The following is a 16,739-nucleotide window of genomic DNA, read 5'->3' as shown; positions in this document are numbered from 1 at the left end:
GCAGCTATCATGCAATCGCTTGAACAGCGCCAATTTTGTTAATACCAAGACGCCCAAATGACACCGTGCCAACTGAAGTGCCGCGAAACTCAGCATATAGATAATGCGAGATTGTCGTGGTGCCAGCCGGAATCTTGCGTGGCAAATCTTTAAGCGTAAAAACCTGATCTACCGTTATCATCTGACCCAAATCTTGATCGGTTGAGGCTAGTTTTGTTGAGTTGCTAAAGCCAGGAGTGCCGCCCGAGCAGCGCGATGCCACATAAACATTTTTTAGCAATGTCGGGTTAGCATTAACTTTAATCTCTCCGAAGGCTTGAATTTTATCGCCCACGTTAAAATTTCCTCCAACATTTACTCCAGTTGTGTTGCTATATTGAACTGTGTTACCCGCACTTGCATCGTAAACGACCTGCACCCAGTTACCAGATATGTCTGTTCTTGCCACTTGAGAACACACCGAGCTGTTTACAGTGCCATTAGATGCCAATGACATATTAGCCGCCGTTGTTCCTGTGCCAGGCGCGGAAGGCGTGCCAGTGCCGCCGTTTAGCGGGTTGATACTAATCGCCCAATCGTCTTTAGACATACTGAATCGATTAACCTTTGGAAAATTGTCTGAAATAACTTGAGCCAATGAAGCGCCCAGTAAGTACATGCCTGAAATATAGCCATGTACGCCATCTGTTTTTTTATTGTTGGAACCAGATGCAACCAAATAGGTGACAGTGTTTTCAGGCCAAGGACCAATAGTTGACGCATTGTTTGGATCAAGATAAACGCCAGCAGCATCCCACAAAATCACATCAGTGCGTAGCCTTGCCAGCTCTTTCAGCTTTGCATTTAGCCAGTTCCAGGCTTTTGTGCCGTTTCCTTTCGTATACCCAGTAAAAGGCACTAATGGGTTAGATACATCTATAGCACCGTTAGGCAAAGTAGTATCTGTCATAACTTTAATCCCAGCCGCTCGGCACTTATCAACGGCCGCCTCGAAAGCATCCCAATCTGATTGAATGTCTGCAAGAGACGAAACCCCGCCCGCATCGTTTACAAACATATGTGACAGATAAATTACATCAGGGTTTTTGCTTATAGCTCTATCAAGATATTTAAGGATGTCTTGACATTTTTTCCCTGATTGTCCGTTGATGTAAATCTCATCCAATCGCTGCCCACTTAGTTGCTGCGCTATATTCCAGTGATTAACCCCCCACGCTGGCGTGTCATTTACATCAAAATTAGTCCGCACATCGGTACATTGCCAAATAACATTGCCATCCTTGACGGTCTCTCCGATAGTTGTCGGCCAAACAGGTTCCAGCTCACCAACAACACCGCCTTGCATACAGGTGTAATACAGGTGAGGCCAAAATCCTGCGCTCAAATCAACTTGCCTAGGAATAACCGTATTACCAGCGACTTTTGTGTCACCAATGGACCATGTAGCAAAGCCTACTGGATTCTTTGGCGCTCCGTAATGAACAGTAGAGCAGCCAAGAATGGCAATGGTCAGCCCTTTTTTGTAATCAATTAATGACTTATATTCGCGTCCATCTAAGCCAATCAGGCCAATAGGCGCGCCCGTTTTCTCATCATACAAATTCGCCGTATTCCCCGTCTTATACCCGCTCATCATCCACCTCTGCCGTTTCATCATCATAGGCCCGATGGCGGCGGGCGATTTTTTCAAGTGCCACAGCCATGGCGTTGATTGCCATGTTCATCGCGTTAATGGCTGCGTTAGTTTCTTGTTGTCGTATATTGCTTTCCTGTTGCCTGGAGTCGGTTATCCGACCCCATTCAAACCGTTCTTTGGCGTGCATATCCATAATCTTTTCCAGGTCGCACCGATGGTTATCCAACACCTTCGGCAGCATCCTGGCGTAAAAAAACAACACGCCAAACAAAAACAACAGCACAACAAAAAGGGCGAAGATGACTAAGCCATAAAGCCCGCCCTCATTCGCCCACATTTCTGGCTTGCCCAGCTCAGTTACTACCGTCATCGTCGCCGCCGGTTTCCTCGCCGCCAGTATCATCAGCGCCCGTGTCGTCGTTGCCGGTAATAATTTCCGGCGCGGATTCCCTAGGTCTGCGTGGCTTACGCTGACCGCCTACCAACTCAATATTCCCCGACAACTTCATGCCTTCCGGAAACGTGGTGGTAAATTTCTCGCCGGCTTCGGCCATGCGGTTTTCGTGACTTAGCCAAGTCTTGGTATGTGCAATGTATTCAAGCATGATCTACACCACACTAAAGCCAGATGCATAGTTTTTGCCAACCGATACTTCGCTATCCGTGATAGCGCAAGAAAACTTACCGGCAGTCAAAGGGCCAGTGGCGACAGTGTATTGCACGCCAAGATAGCGTTGGCCGATAGGCTGAGCAGCCAAAAAGCTTTCCGGGATGCAAATAGCAATCGGGTCACGGCCCAGCGTCAATTCAGTCTTGGCAATAGGGGCAGTTTCGATCAACACCGTGGGCGAAGATAAATTAGCCGCCGCCGAACTGATAATTTGAAACGTCACAGTGGCGGATCCTGATGCCGTCGCTGCTTCGTCAACGGTAAACACGGCATACAAATCACCGCCCTGGCCAATATCACGCGCCTGGCTTAAATCGATGGTGTTAGTAGATACCGCAGTGGAGGTAACCGCTTGCGCGAATGATAATTGTAATAATGCGTCGGTAATCATGTGGACTCCTTAAGATACCAAAGTTTCGGCGATGCCCAATTGATCAACACCACGCACTGGAACACCCATAAACTCAAGTTGTTTCATGGTTTGCCCAAACTGAGTTAAGGCGTCTTTAATTCCCAATGCGCTGCTGGATTTTTCCAGCGCTTGGATCATTAAGCCTTCTTGAATTGAGCGGTTGGCGTAAAACGCCGCGCGGCCCATTTGGAAGTTAGGGATACGGGCAATCGCGCGCATCATCAACTTGATCAAGTTGGTCGATGCAGTAGCCGCTTGGGTGCCGGTCACACCTACCCAATCCGATACGTCGATATTGGCAATTCGCACCACATAGCGCCAATCTTTCACCACCAAGCCGGCATCCCATTGGAACAAGGAACGTGCGGCCTGATAGTAGTTACCAGACGCGTCTTGCACAGACTCTTCACCCAGATCGCGATTTTGCAAACCCGCTTTTGAGCCTTTTGGAAACGGACAAAATACCGTTTGCTCACCCCAAACCACCAAATACATGGAGGCATTATCGGAGCCAGAACCACCGGCGAGAATGACGTTTTGACCATTGCCGGCAGACGTAGAGCTGAAACGCGTAGCAAAACCAGAAAACGTTTTAAGATCGACGCCTACATTGCCGTTAAACAGCTTGCCAACCATCTCTTGTGACATAGCTTCGATAAATGGCGATTCTTCAGATAAACGAAACGCGGCGCTATTGCCATTAAGATTCAGCAGCTTCGCGTCGATGTGGGAGCGGGCTTCCAGCATCGCGCAAGGTTCTGTAACCTGCGCAGTGGTCGACTTGCTGGATGGCACGCCTTGGTTATACGCACGCCAGTAAACGCCGGGCAATCCAGTACGGACGCTGACAACGTGACTGGTAGGTTGATTAGCTTCCTTGTAAACAATATCTTCCAAAATATCGTATTGTTGTGATAACAGCTCGGCAATAGGGTCGACTTTGCCATCCGGAGACAGCCGTTTCGACATATCGGCCAGCGTTAACTGTCCAGCGCTTAAAAGTGCCATGAAAACCTCCTAAGGGTTCATATTGGGATAAAGAGTTTGCGCCAGGGTTTTCTGGCCGCCTGGTGTGGTACTGCCGCCCGGCAGCAATGTATCTTCAGACATGGCCTTACCGACCTTGACGAAAAATTTAACAAACTCCGGATGATTACCAATGCCGGTTTCATTCATGAAATTGACCAGGTTTTCAGAGCCGAAAGCTTTTAAAACGGGTGGGATAACGGATAGATTAGCCTGCAACTGTTCGCCGCCTATTTCCGGATCAGCTTTGGTTTCCGCTTCCCAGTTGGCGACGCGTTGTTCATGAGCGGCCATGGCTTGGGCGGTAATCTTTTCCGCCATTTTGGCGCCCATCTGCGCTAGGTTTTGCGCTTGTTCCTGAGTTAAGCCAATTTCTTTCGCGGCTTTTTTGTACTCGGTCATTAATTCCGGGTCAGGTAAGGCGCCCTCCGGCAATTCAAAATCAGCATAATCTTCGGGCGCACCGGTCTTAGTGCCATCGGCCTCAGCAGCGGTTTGATTTGATTCGGTATTGGTGCCGGTATCAGTTACGGCAGCATCAGTGCCCGTGGTTGTTTGACTGGTTGCGGTTGTCGCTGCACTATCTACCGTGGAGGTAGCAGTAGTGGCGTCAGTCGTTTGTGTTTGTTGCGTTTGCTCGGTCATGGTAAATCTCGGTTAATAATTGCAGGTATAAAACAGGCTGGGCTTGCAATTGCGCTTCCAGCCACAACCCAATATTGCGTTGGCCTTCTTTAAACGCGGTGGCGTGCGTATCGCCTGGGACATAACTAATCGCACCCAAGCCGCACAAAGCCAACACCCGGCGCAAAAACCGCCGGCCTTCTGGCATAGTCAGCAATGTTTCCAGGTCTTTGGCATCGTTTAAGCTTTGCAACAGGCGCGACTGTTCAGCCTGTGCGCGTTGTTGCGCCAGGGTAGGACGATCTTCTATGTTCATGCGCGGCGGAATTGCCCTTCAATAAAGTCACCGGCCATCGTGCCCGGTTGCGTCGGCAAACTGCCTACTTTGGCGGCCATCTCAGCACTTTGCTGGATAGCCGCTTGCTGTTGGGCGATTTGCATTTGTTTGGCGCGTTGTTGTCTCACCAGGGCGGCATTTTCGGCGGATACGATCAGTTTAGGATCCACGGCCAGCTTGTCGGCCATCATCTCCACATAATAATCTGCGTCGAATCTGTCCAAAGCTTCCGGTTTAATCGCGGATATTTGTCCGATACTGCCGACTAACCTATCCACGCTATTCACCACCGCAATTTTTTGCGCTTGGGCCAGGATAGACACGTACTCAATGTTTAAATCACTGCCTTGCAATTCTTCGGGCGGTGGTGGCAATGCGCCGGCAGACAATAGCCTTTCAAACACGGTTTCTACTAACGGATCGAGCAATTCATTATTCAATCGCTCAACCACCGGGCCCAGCATCAACATCTTTTCCTCGTGCCGTTCCATCACTTCGGTGGCGGTCATCCGGCCGTCTTGTTGGCTGATCATGGTAAACACGTCAGAGAAAAACGCGCCGTGTATCCGGCCGCGAATGTCTTGAATATCTACACCTAAGCTTTGAATATCCAACCGTACATCAAATGCCGTTTTAATGCCTTGCGGGCCGGATATAGGATCGTAAAACGTCACGCCACCGGGTAAAAAATCTACTTCGCGGTTTTGCATGCTCGATGGCACTTGAATCGGTGGGTCTGCTTGGTATTCAATCGCTTTGCCTTTCGAGCGCTGCTCAGATTGCAATTGCATAATATCGCCCAGCGCATCCATAGCCGGCGAACTGCCGTAAATATCACCGCCTGATGTCAGCCAGCGTGGCGACACGCACGGGTAAGATTTAAACCCACTGTCCCGCAACACAGACTTGGTTTTTCCAGATTCCCAGTAGCAAGACTTCCACGGCATATTTATGGCATCGCGCTTGCTGGTATCGCGCTGGGTACGTGGCTCGATGGCATGGCAAACAGTCACCCACTTGTCATAGTCGCCCCGCTGATAACAGCTTTGCACATCAACAGAGCAAGCTTCTAAGCCAAACTCTTTTACCAGCGCCCCAACCGTTACTTCAAATTCCCGATACAACGTATCAACTTCGCCTTTAAAGTTGGTCGCTATGGCATATTCACCCACAGTAAACGTGTGCAAGTGGATAATGTTTTCAAAATCATTGGCCACAAACGCCGACGCCGTACCAAACGCGCCCAGCTCTTCGTACAAAGAGTGCAAGGCCCGATACACATTAGAGCGTGCCATCGTATCCTGCACGCGGGTGGTTACTTCGCCAAGCCAGATTTTCACCGGCTGATACTTGGCAAGATCAGGATCAACTACCGACAGCTTAAACCAAGGCCGAGATGGGCTAGTCATACCGGACATCATGCCCGCCGCCAGAATACGCAAGGCTTTGGTGCCGGTATTGTCTAAAATCAGGTTGTGCTTTTTCTCGCCCCGGTTGCGATCAGTCAGCAGATACCGCCCGGAACGCGGCAATAAATGCCGGGAAATATCCTCCCAATGCGCAAGCCAGGACGAACGTTCTTGTTTAAGCGCAGACCAGCGATTATTGTGCTGTTGTGCTTTGTCCATTAGCCAGCTGTCGCCGCTTGGCCTAACAACGTTTTCTTGCCGAGTTTATCCAGTCCCGTGGTATCGCCCATGCCGCCGGTAATCAGTGTCGATTTAACCTCACCGCCGCCTTGTCCAATGTTCTGCGTGGCGGTGTTAGCCCTAACCGTAGGGGCGTCAGGTGTTTTTGCCAATTGTGCGGGAGGAGGTGGCGGCAAGGGCGCGGCGGGTGTACCGCCGCCACCGCCGCAAAGCAACTTAACCGGCATCACGCCAAATACGTAAACTTTCATGGATATTCTCATCGTGATTTATAAGGATCGTAATCGCGCCGTTGTTCGCCGGCGGACTTTGTTCGACCGTGTGGATTTTTAAACCGTTTTTGTACCGGATGCGCAAAACTCAAGGCTAAGGCGTCGGCCTTGTTAGGCGATGGTAAGCCGCGCTGCTTCATGTCTTGCTTGCTTTCCAGCTGGATCTTGCCATCTGCCCTGGGTACCGTTTCCGGTCCCATCAGCTCGTCATACAATTCTTTATCGTCGGGTAAGGCGCCACCGGCCTTTAGCCAGTCTCGCATCGCTTTCCACATCTCCGCGCGCTTGTTCAGGCAGCCAGGGTCTAACGACTTAGCCCCAAACCACACCAACAACCAATCCCGGCCCATGGTTTGCCCGGCGGAATAAATGCCAGTGCCATAGCCGCCGTCAATAAACACCGCATCAGCGCCGTGCTCGTCTTCCAGATTTGCCAAGATATTGGCAATCTGCACGTCGTTGTCGTTTTTTGGGATAACGCGCAGGATGTTCGAGTACAGACCTTGCCGAAGCGCAATGACTAGAACGTCATCGCCTTCCCATGCTGGATCGCAAGTAAGGATAATCGGCGCAAAACTGTACTGCTCAGGCCGCACGTACCGCTTAAACGCCACGTCGACGTCTTCGGTACTGATAAACTGCTTGGCCGACATATTCGGAAACATGCCGCGCACCCGTATCTTGAACGGGTCAGAGTCTTCGCCCCAGTCTTCCAGCCATTTCTGGATCTGAGTCTTATTGGTGCCCTCTACATCGCGGCTATCAATCTGCTTATGCACCCAACGATGCCGCATCTTGCGGTGAGTCTCGCGGAAAGCCCCGCTATTCAGCGTCGGGTTACCGAAGGCAATCCAGATAATCTCCGTGTTTTCGTCGGTCAGCGCCCCTTCGGTCACTTCCCACACCTTGTCGGCAATCTTCGACGCTTCGTCAAAAATCACCACAATCCGCTTGCCTAAGTTATGTAAACCGGCAAAGGCTTCGGTGTTGTGCTCACTCCAAGTCACAAAATCGCAGCGCCAATCTAGTTCATGCGCTTTCGAGTGAATATCGAAAGCATTGGTATCAAACAAATCGGCAGTGATCGATAACGCATTCCACCGCTTAATCTCGGGAATAGTTTTAGTCTTCAACTGGGGCAGGGTGTTGGCAGTAACCACCACCTTGGTGTCCATACAAGTGGACAGCGCCCAATTCACCAACATCCCCAGCTCGGCAGACTTGCCAATACCGTGGCCAGACGCCACCGATATCTTCAGCGGCTCAAATCGCGTCTCCGGATTGCTCAGGTGGTCGCGGATGGTGCAGTTAATCTCAGATTGCCAAGCCCGTGGCCCCTTAAAGTTCTTTAAGTCGCCAAACTCCCAATCCCAAGCGACTAAACTCCATTTGTGTGGATCGTGCCGACACTCAACAATCAGATCCAGCAGTTGATCAACTGGATCGATCATTCAACCTGGCTAAACGCTCGACCAGCTTATCCGCCATAGACACTTCAACTTTATCGTTTAACATGCCCAGATGACGCGCGGCCAATAACTGCGCGTCGGATTTGCTCCAAAACTTAATCTCGTTGGTATGCCCGATCAAATTGCCTTCAGCATCCCGCAGCTCAGTCGTTTTAATCGCGGAAATAGAAAAGGCGATTTCATCCGGCCATTCGGATGGCGGCAGCAGTCGGTTATTTTCGTCGTAGGCTTTGCGTGGGTCAGCAAAGGCGATGTACCCCACATGCCTTAGCACGTTGTCTTGCCTAATTTGCAGACGATCTTCCCGTTCAGCGCGCAATAACGCCAATATTCGCCGGATTTCAGGACGAGTAGTCACTAAGCGAGTAGCTTGTTGCCTAGCTGTTTTTTCAGAAAAACCCGCATCAATCGCCGCTTTAGTCTGGTTAACCGTCAGCAACATGTTCAAACAAAATTGATACTCGCGGTCGCTGACCATCTCGCGCAATTCATCGAGAGTCATATCAGGCGTGACGATTTTCATAGAGCACTAAAAATGTAAACAAAAAGACACAGTAAACGACTGATTTACAACTGGAACAGGCAGGATTTAGCTATTTTCGCGCATCATGTAAACATAGAGTCATGCTCAAACATCGACACAGACTCACGACAATCGCGCTGGTAAAGCGAGTGAAAAAAATCCGAAAAAAAAGCCCGCTCCGTCTCCGGGCAGGCTTTTGCTATTTTGGGAATTTATAGCTGTTTTTTGTCGCAGTGTCAATTTTTTAAAACTAAAACATTTCAGCCCGCAGGCGCGCTAACTGACTTTGTAAATCTTTCTCTGCCGCCGCATCCGCAATAGGCGTTTCGTAATCACAGCAATTGAGGTGCTGCCTGCCAGATGTATCTGATTTTTTCCAGTACTTATGGCCGGCCGGAATATCTTTGTCGCACAAAACACAGCGGCATTTTTTGTCGGCAGTATAAATCATAGCGCTTCTCTTCTACCGCTATCCGCCCGCGCCAAAACCCCCTGCACCTCCGCATCCAACTCACAAACAATCTTCAAAATCTGCCGATAGCGATCTTGCCAGTTCCGATGAAAGTCATCCTTACTCAACCCAGCCGCCGCCGCAATCGTCCGCACCGATAGCAGTTTGGTGCCAGTCATCCCACACAACCGACAGCCCACGCCGCCGCACTCTTTATGCACCAACGGCCGCACCACCTCAAACACCGCAATTGCCGACAGGTTAGACACAGTAGGCCGCCCCTTCACAATCTCCCACTTCTGCGCATTAGCCAGGTTGGCCGCAGCCACCCGCACCCTGGCGATTAACATCCGCTCAGCATCCAAATCCAAGGCATACGCCGCATAAGCAAAATCCATGGCCGCTTCACTGGCCCCAGACAACAACCCCGCCAGCTCAGACCGCGACAACACCGCCCGATTCGTCCCGCCGCCCGTGCTGCCCATCTGCGAGCCGGCGCATAACAATGCAATCAGTTTAGGACTGGCCATTTTCAACCTCCGCATAAGACTTACACTTGCGGCCATACGCATTACCCAGCTCGCAAAACTCCACATCCCACTGCTCGGCCTCATGTCGACAACCGGCACACGTCCCGCTTTCAATCGCAATCAAAACATCCAGCGGATCTCGATACCCGCGCTTTTCTAAAATCTCAGTCATGGCCATCATCCTCAGCTGGCACATAAAACCAAGCACGCCAAGCCCCTCTTGTTCCCCTAACTCGCTTGTAACCCAGATTCGCCATCGCTCGCCAGATAGACGCGTTAGCTTTGGCTTCGTCGCATCCAACAGGTAAATGACCAAGCGCTATTAAATCAAACAAGATGTCATCAGACGTGAAAGCGTCATGACGTTGTGACTTCAGCCAATCAGCTATAACCTTTTGCAATTCATCGGCACCAATTACTGCATCACGCGGCTTATACTCGCCACACCAAGATTCAGCAAAAACAGGCGGGAAAACAGGTCTAAGAGATGATGCAAAAAAAACCGGTGGGAATCTCCTGCATTGCCCATGCATTCCCATCAACATGGGTTCTTCAAATTCCCGATCCAAAAAAAACCTACAGCTTTCGCAATTCATAAAATCCTCTCTTCGGTAAATTGGCGGCAACTGGACCAGTAGAAAAGTGGTCCAAATCCACCCGGACGTCTACAGCCCTTATATTCTCTGGCTTGTCCTAGTGGACCAGTAAAATTAATAAAAAAAACGTAGAAACTAATTCGGTATAGGTAGCTAATTAATGCCGCGCGCGCGTGCACATGTGCGCGCGCGCGAGTTTTACTGGTCCACCCGGACAAGCCACGCCAGCCGTGGCCTGTAGACGTCCGGGTGGATTTGGACCAGTTTAAAGTATGACGTCTACAACCCGCGTGTTTCCTAGCTTTGGTTGATTTCACCCTAACAAAACGTATCTGCGGCCATTTTACAAACAGGTACGTCGACAAGCCTGTTTTGCACCGCGCGAACGGCGTGGGCGTGGGGCGCGGGGAGAGGGCGCTAATCGGCAGAAGGATCACTAAAAATCTCCTTCCTGACGCGTTCTGCCGCGGGCCTGACATAACCCCAGCGCCTAAACCGTCCTTCCGTCTCTCGCACCCGTTCCCATCCCAATTTCGCCATAATCCGTCCCACCCTCGAGGTCATCCGGTTGGCCTCGTCAATCTTGCTCTTTTCCACTTTGCAGGCATTAATCAGCAAATCCATCGGCGTGTAAAAATTACACAAGCGCTCGGAGGGGTCGCTGATAAACAGGGCAATCAATTCTTCCCAACCGTCCACAGCCAACCGACTGTTTTGCTCAGGCACAAAATAAAGTTCTTCTTCTTCCCGGGTAGGGTAAAACCGTTCGCCGGCCTTAAACGCTACAATCGCTTCGGCGAAAAGCTGCTCTCGATGTTCTTTTAACCACTCGGTATCAACCTCTGCACATCTAACAGGCCAAATACGCCGGTTGCCGGTTTGGTCTTTCAAATACTGATCGAGGTTAGTGGTGCCCCCAAACATACAAATCCGTGGCGCTTCCACCGGCCGGCGATCATAAGGCCGCCTAAACTTGTCTTTAGCAATGGCCAGGAACGACTTAAACGCCGTGTCCTCAGACCGGCTAAACATGCCCATCTCGGCCATTTCTTGCAGCCACACACCTTGTATGGCCATGTTGCCTTCGTTGGTGCCAATCTCGAACGGCGTTTCTGAAAACCACGGATCCGCTAATATCCGGAAAAAGCTGGATTTACCCTGGCCCTGCTTACCTTCCAGAACCAGCATGTAGTCAAACTTGCAACCCGGCTTAAAAATCCGGGCAACCATCGCAATCAAAAAATACCGCCCAGCCAGGCGCAAAAAATCCGTGCGCTCGTTATCGGTTATCCATGCCAGATACACGTCAAGGCGTGGCGTACCGTCCCAAATAGGCAAGTTTTCCAAGTACTGGCGAACCGGATGATAGCGGTTGGCGTTCGCCGCATGGGAAACCCCCTCCGCAATCGTCGCCATGCTCTTAATCAACAGATCCACTTGATCAGCAAACCACGTATCCAACGCTAAATCGTCACGGTCTTCCCAGGCGCCCTGGTCACCGCCGTAGGGTGTCACCAATAGCTTTTCAATTTGGTGGGCAAACTCGTTGTAGCCGATCACCCCGCGCCACTTGGGATGCATCGTCAAAATCTTCGCCACGTTACTGCGGCAGGGCTCAATACCCCCGCGCGCCTTTTTCGCCAGAGCGTGATACCACGCACTATCCGGCCCATCGCCCGGTGGTTCGCCACCGCTGCGACCGGAATCATCGCCATAACCCCTGCCGCCAGCGCAAGCGGCACTAGGGGTATGTGGCAGTTCGGCAGCTGCCGGCGCAAATGACACGCGCAGATTGATGTACTCGGCCAAAGCTGTAGTCATGCCTTCGGCAATCGCGTCGGCTACATCCCAACCACCAGGCTTTTCGCCTGGCTTAGGAATCGCCATAATCGCCACCGGGCAACCATGCGCGCGCAAAAGTTCCGCTACTTTCAAAGCGGCCATCATCCCCGGCTGTTTGTCTTCCGGTAACAGTTCTTCGGTGTGCTTGTCGCGCTGGGCGTCGCAATCCGGCCAAATAATGACCCGACGGCCGGCCAATACCGACCAATCCGCCTTATCCACCGCCTTACTGCCACCGGACCAGGTTAAAACCGAATACCCCGGCAAATGGGCGGCCGCCGCGTCCGCGCACTTTTCGCCTTCCACAATCAGCACCGGCATTTCCCGTTTCGGGTCATCGATGTCGGCAATCGTCAACCGCTCAAGGCCATACAAGGGCCGCGGCAAAGCCCACTGCATCCAGCGCCACTCTTCGCGACCCGTAGTTTTATGTTTGCACCAAGTCAACGGCAAAATTTCCTTGCCGCCGTCGCTGGTCGTAAACCGAAACACATACCCCAGCACCGCGCCATCCAAGCCGCGATAAGTCCACACCGCATCCGGAAAACCCCGCACCGGGTGCGCCTGATGCCGTTCCGGCGCATGGGCCGGCGGTAAAATAGACTGCCAAGGGGAATCATTGCTGGGTTTAGCCTGCGCCGAATGCGCGCCCGCCTTTTGCGCTTGATGCTGCGCCCGAACTACCGGGCCCCGCGTGTTGGCTTTGCCGTCAATGCCCAAACGCTCGGCCAGCTCCTTCGCCGCAGCTCCTTGGTCATTGTTATGAAATAGATACGCACACAAAGAAACAGGATCAGATCCAGCGTCACCGCTGGCAAAATCCATCCAAACCCCTTTGCTGGTCGAAATAGAAAACGAACCCTTCTTGTTGTCGGCACGGGTAGGATTCAACACCCGATACTCAGAACCTGAGAACTCGCCGCCCGGTAGCCACTCGCTTAACAGTGTCCTAAAACTGGCCAGCGCGGCATGATTAATCGCCGCAAAGTCGATCTTTTTAGCCATGGCTACTTCGTCAACCGATGCCCAACAGACGCCACCTTGTCAAACCAGCTGTCCAAGTCCCCATCGTTCACCAGCTCAATATCGCCCGGCACAAACGCAATGCCCGCCTCGCTGGCGTGGTCATCTTGCAACACCAACCCAGGCCGCGACACATGGATAATCTGCCCGCCCAGGCTTCTAATCATCGTCGCTTCATTTTCAAAGCGCACGTCTTCAAAAACCTGATGATCCTCCATCGACATCAAAACACGATGCCGAGCGGCAATTACCCACAAATCACCATGAACACATTGCCTGCCCCATTCCGTGCCCAGCGTTTGACACAAAGACCGATACGAAACCCCCAGCACAGCGATAACCGCTTCCTTGTCTTGCTGAGCCGCTTTAATCTGTTCTTCATTCATGCCGCAGTCGCGCATCAAAATGCGCGCCATGAGTTTCAAGGTGTACGCAAAACTCAGCACATCAAAACCAATATGTTCCAGCGTCTCCGCCGCGCTGCTTTTACCGCTGCGTTTTTTACCCGCTAACCCGATAATCATGACGGCTTCTTCATGCTGTCCAACAACGCATCCAATAACTGTTTCCCCACAAACTTAATTCCCATGCCCGACGCCACGCACAGCAATCCCAGTGCCCCGCCTATCAACAACAACGCCGCAACCAACACGGTTAACACATCAACCCAATCAAAACGCCTTCTCATCGTCTCGCTCCTGTTCTGTCATTTTTGTCATTGCCCTTCAGCGCAATAGCCAGGCTAAGCGCTCGGGAATATGCTTTTTTCTAACGCCTGCACCGGGAAAAAAAGCCCGCCGAAGCGGGCCAGAGCACAGGAGGGCAGGCTACCGGCCTGCTAGCGGTGGTTAATCGTCGAAAATATGAGGCGCGAAATCTTTCTTTTTAAGAGCGCCATCAACAGCGGACACTAATCGCTTCGCTGTTGGTCCTGTCGGTAAAGCGTCACCGCGTAAATATTTGCCGATTGCCCCTTGGGTAAGATCGGCTTTTTCGGCCAACTTGGTTTGAGAGCCGAGCAAAACAACGGCGCGGGCGACGCTGATTTTCACAATTTCTTTAGCTTGGGAAGTATTCATGATGCACAATAATACTCAGGTAGTAAGAGAAGTCAATACTAAGGTAGTTTGGCAACCCAATACTTTTGTATTAGATTTGCCAAACATGAATCCGCAATATGGGCAAAGACTTAAGGCCGCGCGCACTTATAAAAAATGGTCACAGGAAGAATTAGCCGAAAAATCAGGCGTTAAGCAGGGCACCATTTCAAAAATAGAGCGCGGCGACCAGGCTGCATCAACATACGACATAGAACTGTCATATGCGCTTGATGTGCATCCGCTTTGGCTAAAAAATGGCGATGAACGATTTTTGCCGATTTTTTTAGGCGGTGATTACATTGAAAGCTATGTAATACGAAAACAGCTTTTGGATTTAAGCGAGCCTGAAAAAATGGCTGCATATAAAACAGAAAAAAACTATCCCCGAGTAGTAGGAACCGCTCGATGTGGGGATCATGGTTATTATTTAGATCTTGACGGTGGCGATGGCTATATAGAATTTGAAGCTGAAATAGGTTCTGTCGCCATCCGCATTAAAGGCCATAGCATGCATCCAGCCATAAGAGAAGGTTGGTATGTCGTGATTGAACCCAACAAACGCCCGGACATTGGCGAATATGTATTGGTCAAGTTCAAAGACGGCAAGAAAATGGTCAAGGAATTGCTGCAAATTAAACATGATGGCTATTTGCTGCTGTCGGTCAACGGTGATGAACGCATTACCGCGCAATTCGACGAACTGGAGGGCATTCAGGCAATCAGCGCCATCGTGCCGCCTAGTAAGCATAAAGAGTGGTAAATATGGCAACAGATCAAGCAGAAGAATCGCTGCAAAAATTAGCAAAAGAATACAACCTGCCAATAGATGCTATACGACTAAAAAGGCCAGATGTTGCCATCAATCAAGCGCCTAAAACTTATGAACAATTGGCACAAGAAATGCCACTTAATGACACGTTTACCTACTATCCAGAATCACAAACGGAAAAAACTTTAACGGCTCTGGTGTGGATTATTATTATTTTATTATGTATAACAATAGTTTACTTTGCATTTAAACTAATTCGGCGACCAAAAAAACAAACTAAGCCTAAAGAAAAATCATTAATTGCCCTAATGCTTGAAAGAAAGCGCCTAGAAGAAATAGAAAGGATTAAAGAGCTATCCGCTAAAAAAGATTAAGCCATGCCAACTAACCCGCCCATTGCCGTCTGCACTGTTTGCGGAAAATACAGCTACCGAGCTATTTCTAATCAGCAATGCTCTGAGATAAATGGAAATAATCGTTGTAAAGGTGTTTGGCAAAATGCCATTCAAGTGAATGATTGGAAGGTATGTCATTTATGTCAAGGATCTGGGCTTGGGTGTGAGGCTTGCCAAAGTACCGGGTGGTATTTCTGCCGCCAAAGATAACAAAGCCTGTTGCAAATGCCTTGGCTTGCCAATTAATTTACAACGTCGCGGGCCTACCATCAGTGTCACTTCATCCCCAATCAACAACACTTTATTTTGAGTGATAGCCAACTGCACGCGTCCACGCTGCCAAGCTTTAACCAACTTATCGTCTCTAATCTTTTGCCATTCGCTCACAAAACCACCTCATAACGCCATAATTTTAAAAAACAAAGCCCTTTACCTAGTTGTATTACCTGCCAGGGATTCGGTTTTGTACTCATCCGTTAAGTTCAACAAGGCTTCCCGTAGGTCATCAGGCGAGCCGGCCAAAAACCTCACTAAGCCGTCTCCCACGACGATATTAAGCCGGGTAGGGATCTCTTTCTCTCGGTCCATGTAGTGAAAACACAGTTCCCCTTCAGTCAAATACATAAAAGCCTTGCCGTTATCATGCTCCCAACGGGTCTGACCGCCCAAGTTTAACGTCATTCGAAAGCCCATCATTCCACTCCACTAAAAAACAAAGCCGCATTTTAGCGGCTTTTTTTATGCCTGACGAAAAAAATACTACTATAGTATTGACAGCAAAAAAATACCAAAGTATTATTTAAACCGTCCAAGCAATTCACCCGGTTTCAACCAACTGCTTCGGATGGGTCATGAATAAAGCCCTGTTGGTCGGAGACAAAACGGCCTCGCTCCCCAGCGACAGATCGACAGGGCTTTATTGATGACTTGGGCGGGTGTCCTCCCGCACCAGAACAAGCCGGGAGCAGTGATGCGGTTGCTTTTGAACTAATTGAATCCGCATCGTGGCCCGTTCAATTGCTTTCGCCGGCAACCGGGCGCCCGAGTCATCACATCAGCTAAACCTTGTGTACAGGGCTTAGCTGATGGCTCACCCCGGATTTCCCCGCCGGGCAAACAAGACGGGGAAGTACAGGGCTGAAAATGTGCTGCGGACAGCCCGCCGCAATTGTTAAGGCTATGTATACGCGGTTTGCGGGCCATCTTTAATTCATAGGAGCGGACATGATCGAAATAAAACTTGAACTGTTAAACGAAGACGAAGCGGAAGCACTGGCTCAGTTTTTAAAGCGCACCACGCTCACAGACGTCAGCGAAAAAGCTAAAAACGAGTCAGAAAAATACACCATGTTCGACGCCATTTTTGGCGCGCAAAGATCACTAGCCAATGCCGGCTATAACCCAAGATAAGGAGC

The 16,739-nt window shown here is 50.4% G+C and carries 23 protein-coding genes; 3 read left to right on the top strand and 20 right to left on the bottom strand.

Going from position 1 to position 16,739, the window contains the following annotated elements:
• Positions 1-7: 7 nt before the first annotated feature.
• From METH11B_RS0107390 to METH11B_RS0107300, 19 genes are all read right to left on the bottom strand, one after another.
• Positions 8-1,636, bottom strand: coding sequence for a hypothetical protein (locus METH11B_RS0107390; RefSeq protein WP_026601476.1), 1,629 nt, complete (start codon positions 1,634-1,636; stop codon positions 8-10).
• Complete coding sequence (locus METH11B_RS0107385; protein ID WP_026601475.1) at positions 1,620-2,006, bottom strand: hypothetical protein; 387 nt, start codon at positions 2,004-2,006, stop codon at positions 1,620-1,622. Before METH11B_RS0107385 ends, METH11B_RS0107390 begins: the two co-directional genes overlap by 17 nt.
• Entirely contained in the window at positions 1,990-2,241 is a 252-nt protein-coding gene (locus tag METH11B_RS0107380; RefSeq protein WP_026601474.1) for a hypothetical protein, read from the bottom strand. The genes METH11B_RS0107385 and METH11B_RS0107380 overlap by 17 nt, the downstream gene beginning before the upstream one ends.
• Before the next feature lie 3 nt (positions 2,242-2,244).
• The gene (locus METH11B_RS0107375) at positions 2,245-2,697 is read right to left on the bottom strand and encodes a Bbp16 family capsid cement protein (protein WP_026601473.1); all 453 of its coding nucleotides are present in this window, start codon (positions 2,695-2,697) and stop codon (positions 2,245-2,247) included.
• Between the two features lie 9 nt (positions 2,698-2,706).
• The gene (locus tag METH11B_RS0107370) at positions 2,707-3,726 is read right to left on the bottom strand and encodes a major capsid protein (RefSeq protein WP_026601472.1); all 1,020 of its coding nucleotides are present in this window, start codon (positions 3,724-3,726) and stop codon (positions 2,707-2,709) included.
• 9 nt (positions 3,727-3,735) lie between these two features.
• A complete protein-coding gene (locus tag METH11B_RS26395) occupies positions 3,736-4,389 on the bottom strand; it encodes a hypothetical protein (protein ID WP_026601471.1) in 654 nt (217 codons plus the stop codon).
• Positions 4,355-4,684 carry a Bbp19 family protein gene (locus METH11B_RS0107360; protein ID WP_026601470.1) on the bottom strand — a complete coding sequence of 110 codons (330 nt, stop codon included), beginning with the start codon at positions 4,682-4,684 and terminating at the stop codon, positions 4,355-4,357. The genes METH11B_RS26395 and METH11B_RS0107360 overlap by 35 nt, the downstream gene beginning before the upstream one ends.
• Positions 4,681-6,333: a portal protein gene (locus METH11B_RS0107355; protein ID WP_026601469.1), complete on the bottom strand. Its 1,653-nt coding sequence runs from the start codon at positions 6,331-6,333 to the stop codon at positions 4,681-4,683. The genes METH11B_RS0107360 and METH11B_RS0107355 overlap by 4 nt, the downstream gene beginning before the upstream one ends.
• Complete coding sequence (locus METH11B_RS0107350) at positions 6,333-6,605, bottom strand: hypothetical protein (protein WP_026601468.1); 273 nt, start codon at positions 6,603-6,605, stop codon at positions 6,333-6,335. Before METH11B_RS0107350 ends, METH11B_RS0107355 begins: the two co-directional genes overlap by 1 nt.
• Before the next feature lie 8 nt (positions 6,606-6,613).
• Positions 6,614-8,077 (bottom strand): hypothetical protein, encoded by a 1,464-nt coding sequence (locus tag METH11B_RS0107345; RefSeq protein ID WP_026601467.1) that lies wholly within the window; start codon positions 8,075-8,077, stop codon positions 6,614-6,616.
• On the bottom strand, positions 8,061-8,618 hold the full coding sequence (locus METH11B_RS0107340) for a terminase small subunit (protein WP_081733766.1): 558 nt from the start codon (positions 8,616-8,618) through the stop codon (positions 8,061-8,063). The genes METH11B_RS0107345 and METH11B_RS0107340 overlap by 17 nt, the downstream gene beginning before the upstream one ends.
• A gap of 250 nt (positions 8,619-8,868) precedes the next feature.
• Complete coding sequence (locus METH11B_RS0107335) at positions 8,869-9,069, bottom strand: hypothetical protein (RefSeq protein WP_026601465.1); 201 nt, start codon at positions 9,067-9,069, stop codon at positions 8,869-8,871.
• On the bottom strand, positions 9,066-9,599 hold the full coding sequence (locus METH11B_RS0107330) for a hypothetical protein (RefSeq protein ID WP_026601464.1): 534 nt from the start codon (positions 9,597-9,599) through the stop codon (positions 9,066-9,068). The genes METH11B_RS0107335 and METH11B_RS0107330 overlap by 4 nt, the downstream gene beginning before the upstream one ends.
• On the bottom strand, positions 9,586-9,771 hold the full coding sequence (locus METH11B_RS0107325) for a hypothetical protein (RefSeq protein WP_155931094.1): 186 nt from the start codon (positions 9,769-9,771) through the stop codon (positions 9,586-9,588). The genes METH11B_RS0107330 and METH11B_RS0107325 overlap by 14 nt, the downstream gene beginning before the upstream one ends.
• A complete protein-coding gene (locus METH11B_RS0107320; protein WP_026601462.1) occupies positions 9,764-10,195 on the bottom strand; it encodes a hypothetical protein in 432 nt (143 codons plus the stop codon). Before METH11B_RS0107320 ends, METH11B_RS0107325 begins: the two co-directional genes overlap by 8 nt.
• 417 nt (positions 10,196-10,612) lie before the next feature.
• Positions 10,613-13,042 carry a VapE domain-containing protein gene (locus METH11B_RS27700; RefSeq protein ID WP_026601461.1) on the bottom strand — a complete coding sequence of 810 codons (2,430 nt, stop codon included), beginning with the start codon at positions 13,040-13,042 and terminating at the stop codon, positions 10,613-10,615.
• 2 nt (positions 13,043-13,044) lie between these two features.
• On the bottom strand, positions 13,045-13,584 hold the full coding sequence (locus tag METH11B_RS0107310) for a deoxynucleotide monophosphate kinase family protein (protein WP_026601460.1): 540 nt from the start codon (positions 13,582-13,584) through the stop codon (positions 13,045-13,047).
• Positions 13,581-13,748: a hypothetical protein gene (locus METH11B_RS29080; RefSeq protein ID WP_155931093.1), complete on the bottom strand. Its 168-nt coding sequence runs from the start codon at positions 13,746-13,748 to the stop codon at positions 13,581-13,583. Before METH11B_RS29080 ends, METH11B_RS0107310 begins: the two co-directional genes overlap by 4 nt.
• 160 nt (positions 13,749-13,908) lie before the next feature.
• Entirely contained in the window at positions 13,909-14,139 is a 231-nt protein-coding gene (locus tag METH11B_RS0107300) for a helix-turn-helix domain-containing protein (RefSeq protein WP_026601459.1), read from the bottom strand.
• On the opposite strand from METH11B_RS0107300, the gene METH11B_RS27695 reads away from it, so the two are divergent.
• A complete protein-coding gene (locus METH11B_RS27695; RefSeq protein WP_026601458.1) occupies positions 14,138-14,920 on the top strand; it encodes an XRE family transcriptional regulator in 783 nt (260 codons plus the stop codon). The two genes, METH11B_RS0107300 and METH11B_RS27695, sit on opposite strands and share 2 nt — an antisense overlap.
• Before the next feature lie 2 nt (positions 14,921-14,922).
• Complete coding sequence (locus METH11B_RS0107290) at positions 14,923-15,303, top strand: hypothetical protein (protein WP_026601457.1); 381 nt, start codon at positions 14,923-14,925, stop codon at positions 15,301-15,303.
• A 159-nt stretch (positions 15,304-15,462) separates the two neighbouring features.
• Here the strand turns inward: METH11B_RS0107290 and METH11B_RS0107285 are convergent, their stop codons facing one another.
• Positions 15,463-15,711, bottom strand: coding sequence for a hypothetical protein (locus METH11B_RS0107285; protein WP_026601456.1), 249 nt, complete (start codon positions 15,709-15,711; stop codon positions 15,463-15,465).
• Between the two features lie 837 nt (positions 15,712-16,548).
• On the opposite strand from METH11B_RS0107285, the gene METH11B_RS0107275 reads away from it, so the two are divergent.
• Positions 16,549-16,734, top strand: coding sequence for a DUF7706 family protein (locus tag METH11B_RS0107275; RefSeq protein ID WP_026601454.1), 186 nt, complete (start codon positions 16,549-16,551; stop codon positions 16,732-16,734).
• Positions 16,735-16,739: the final 5 nt, after the last annotated feature.

Origin of the sequence: Methylomonas sp. 11b (assembly GCF_000515215.1) — a bacterium.
Taxonomy (GTDB): Bacteria; Pseudomonadota; Gammaproteobacteria; order Methylococcales; family Methylomonadaceae; genus Methylomonas.
Note: the sequence above shows the minus strand (reverse complement) of the source record. Positions and strands in the feature narration are given on the sequence as shown.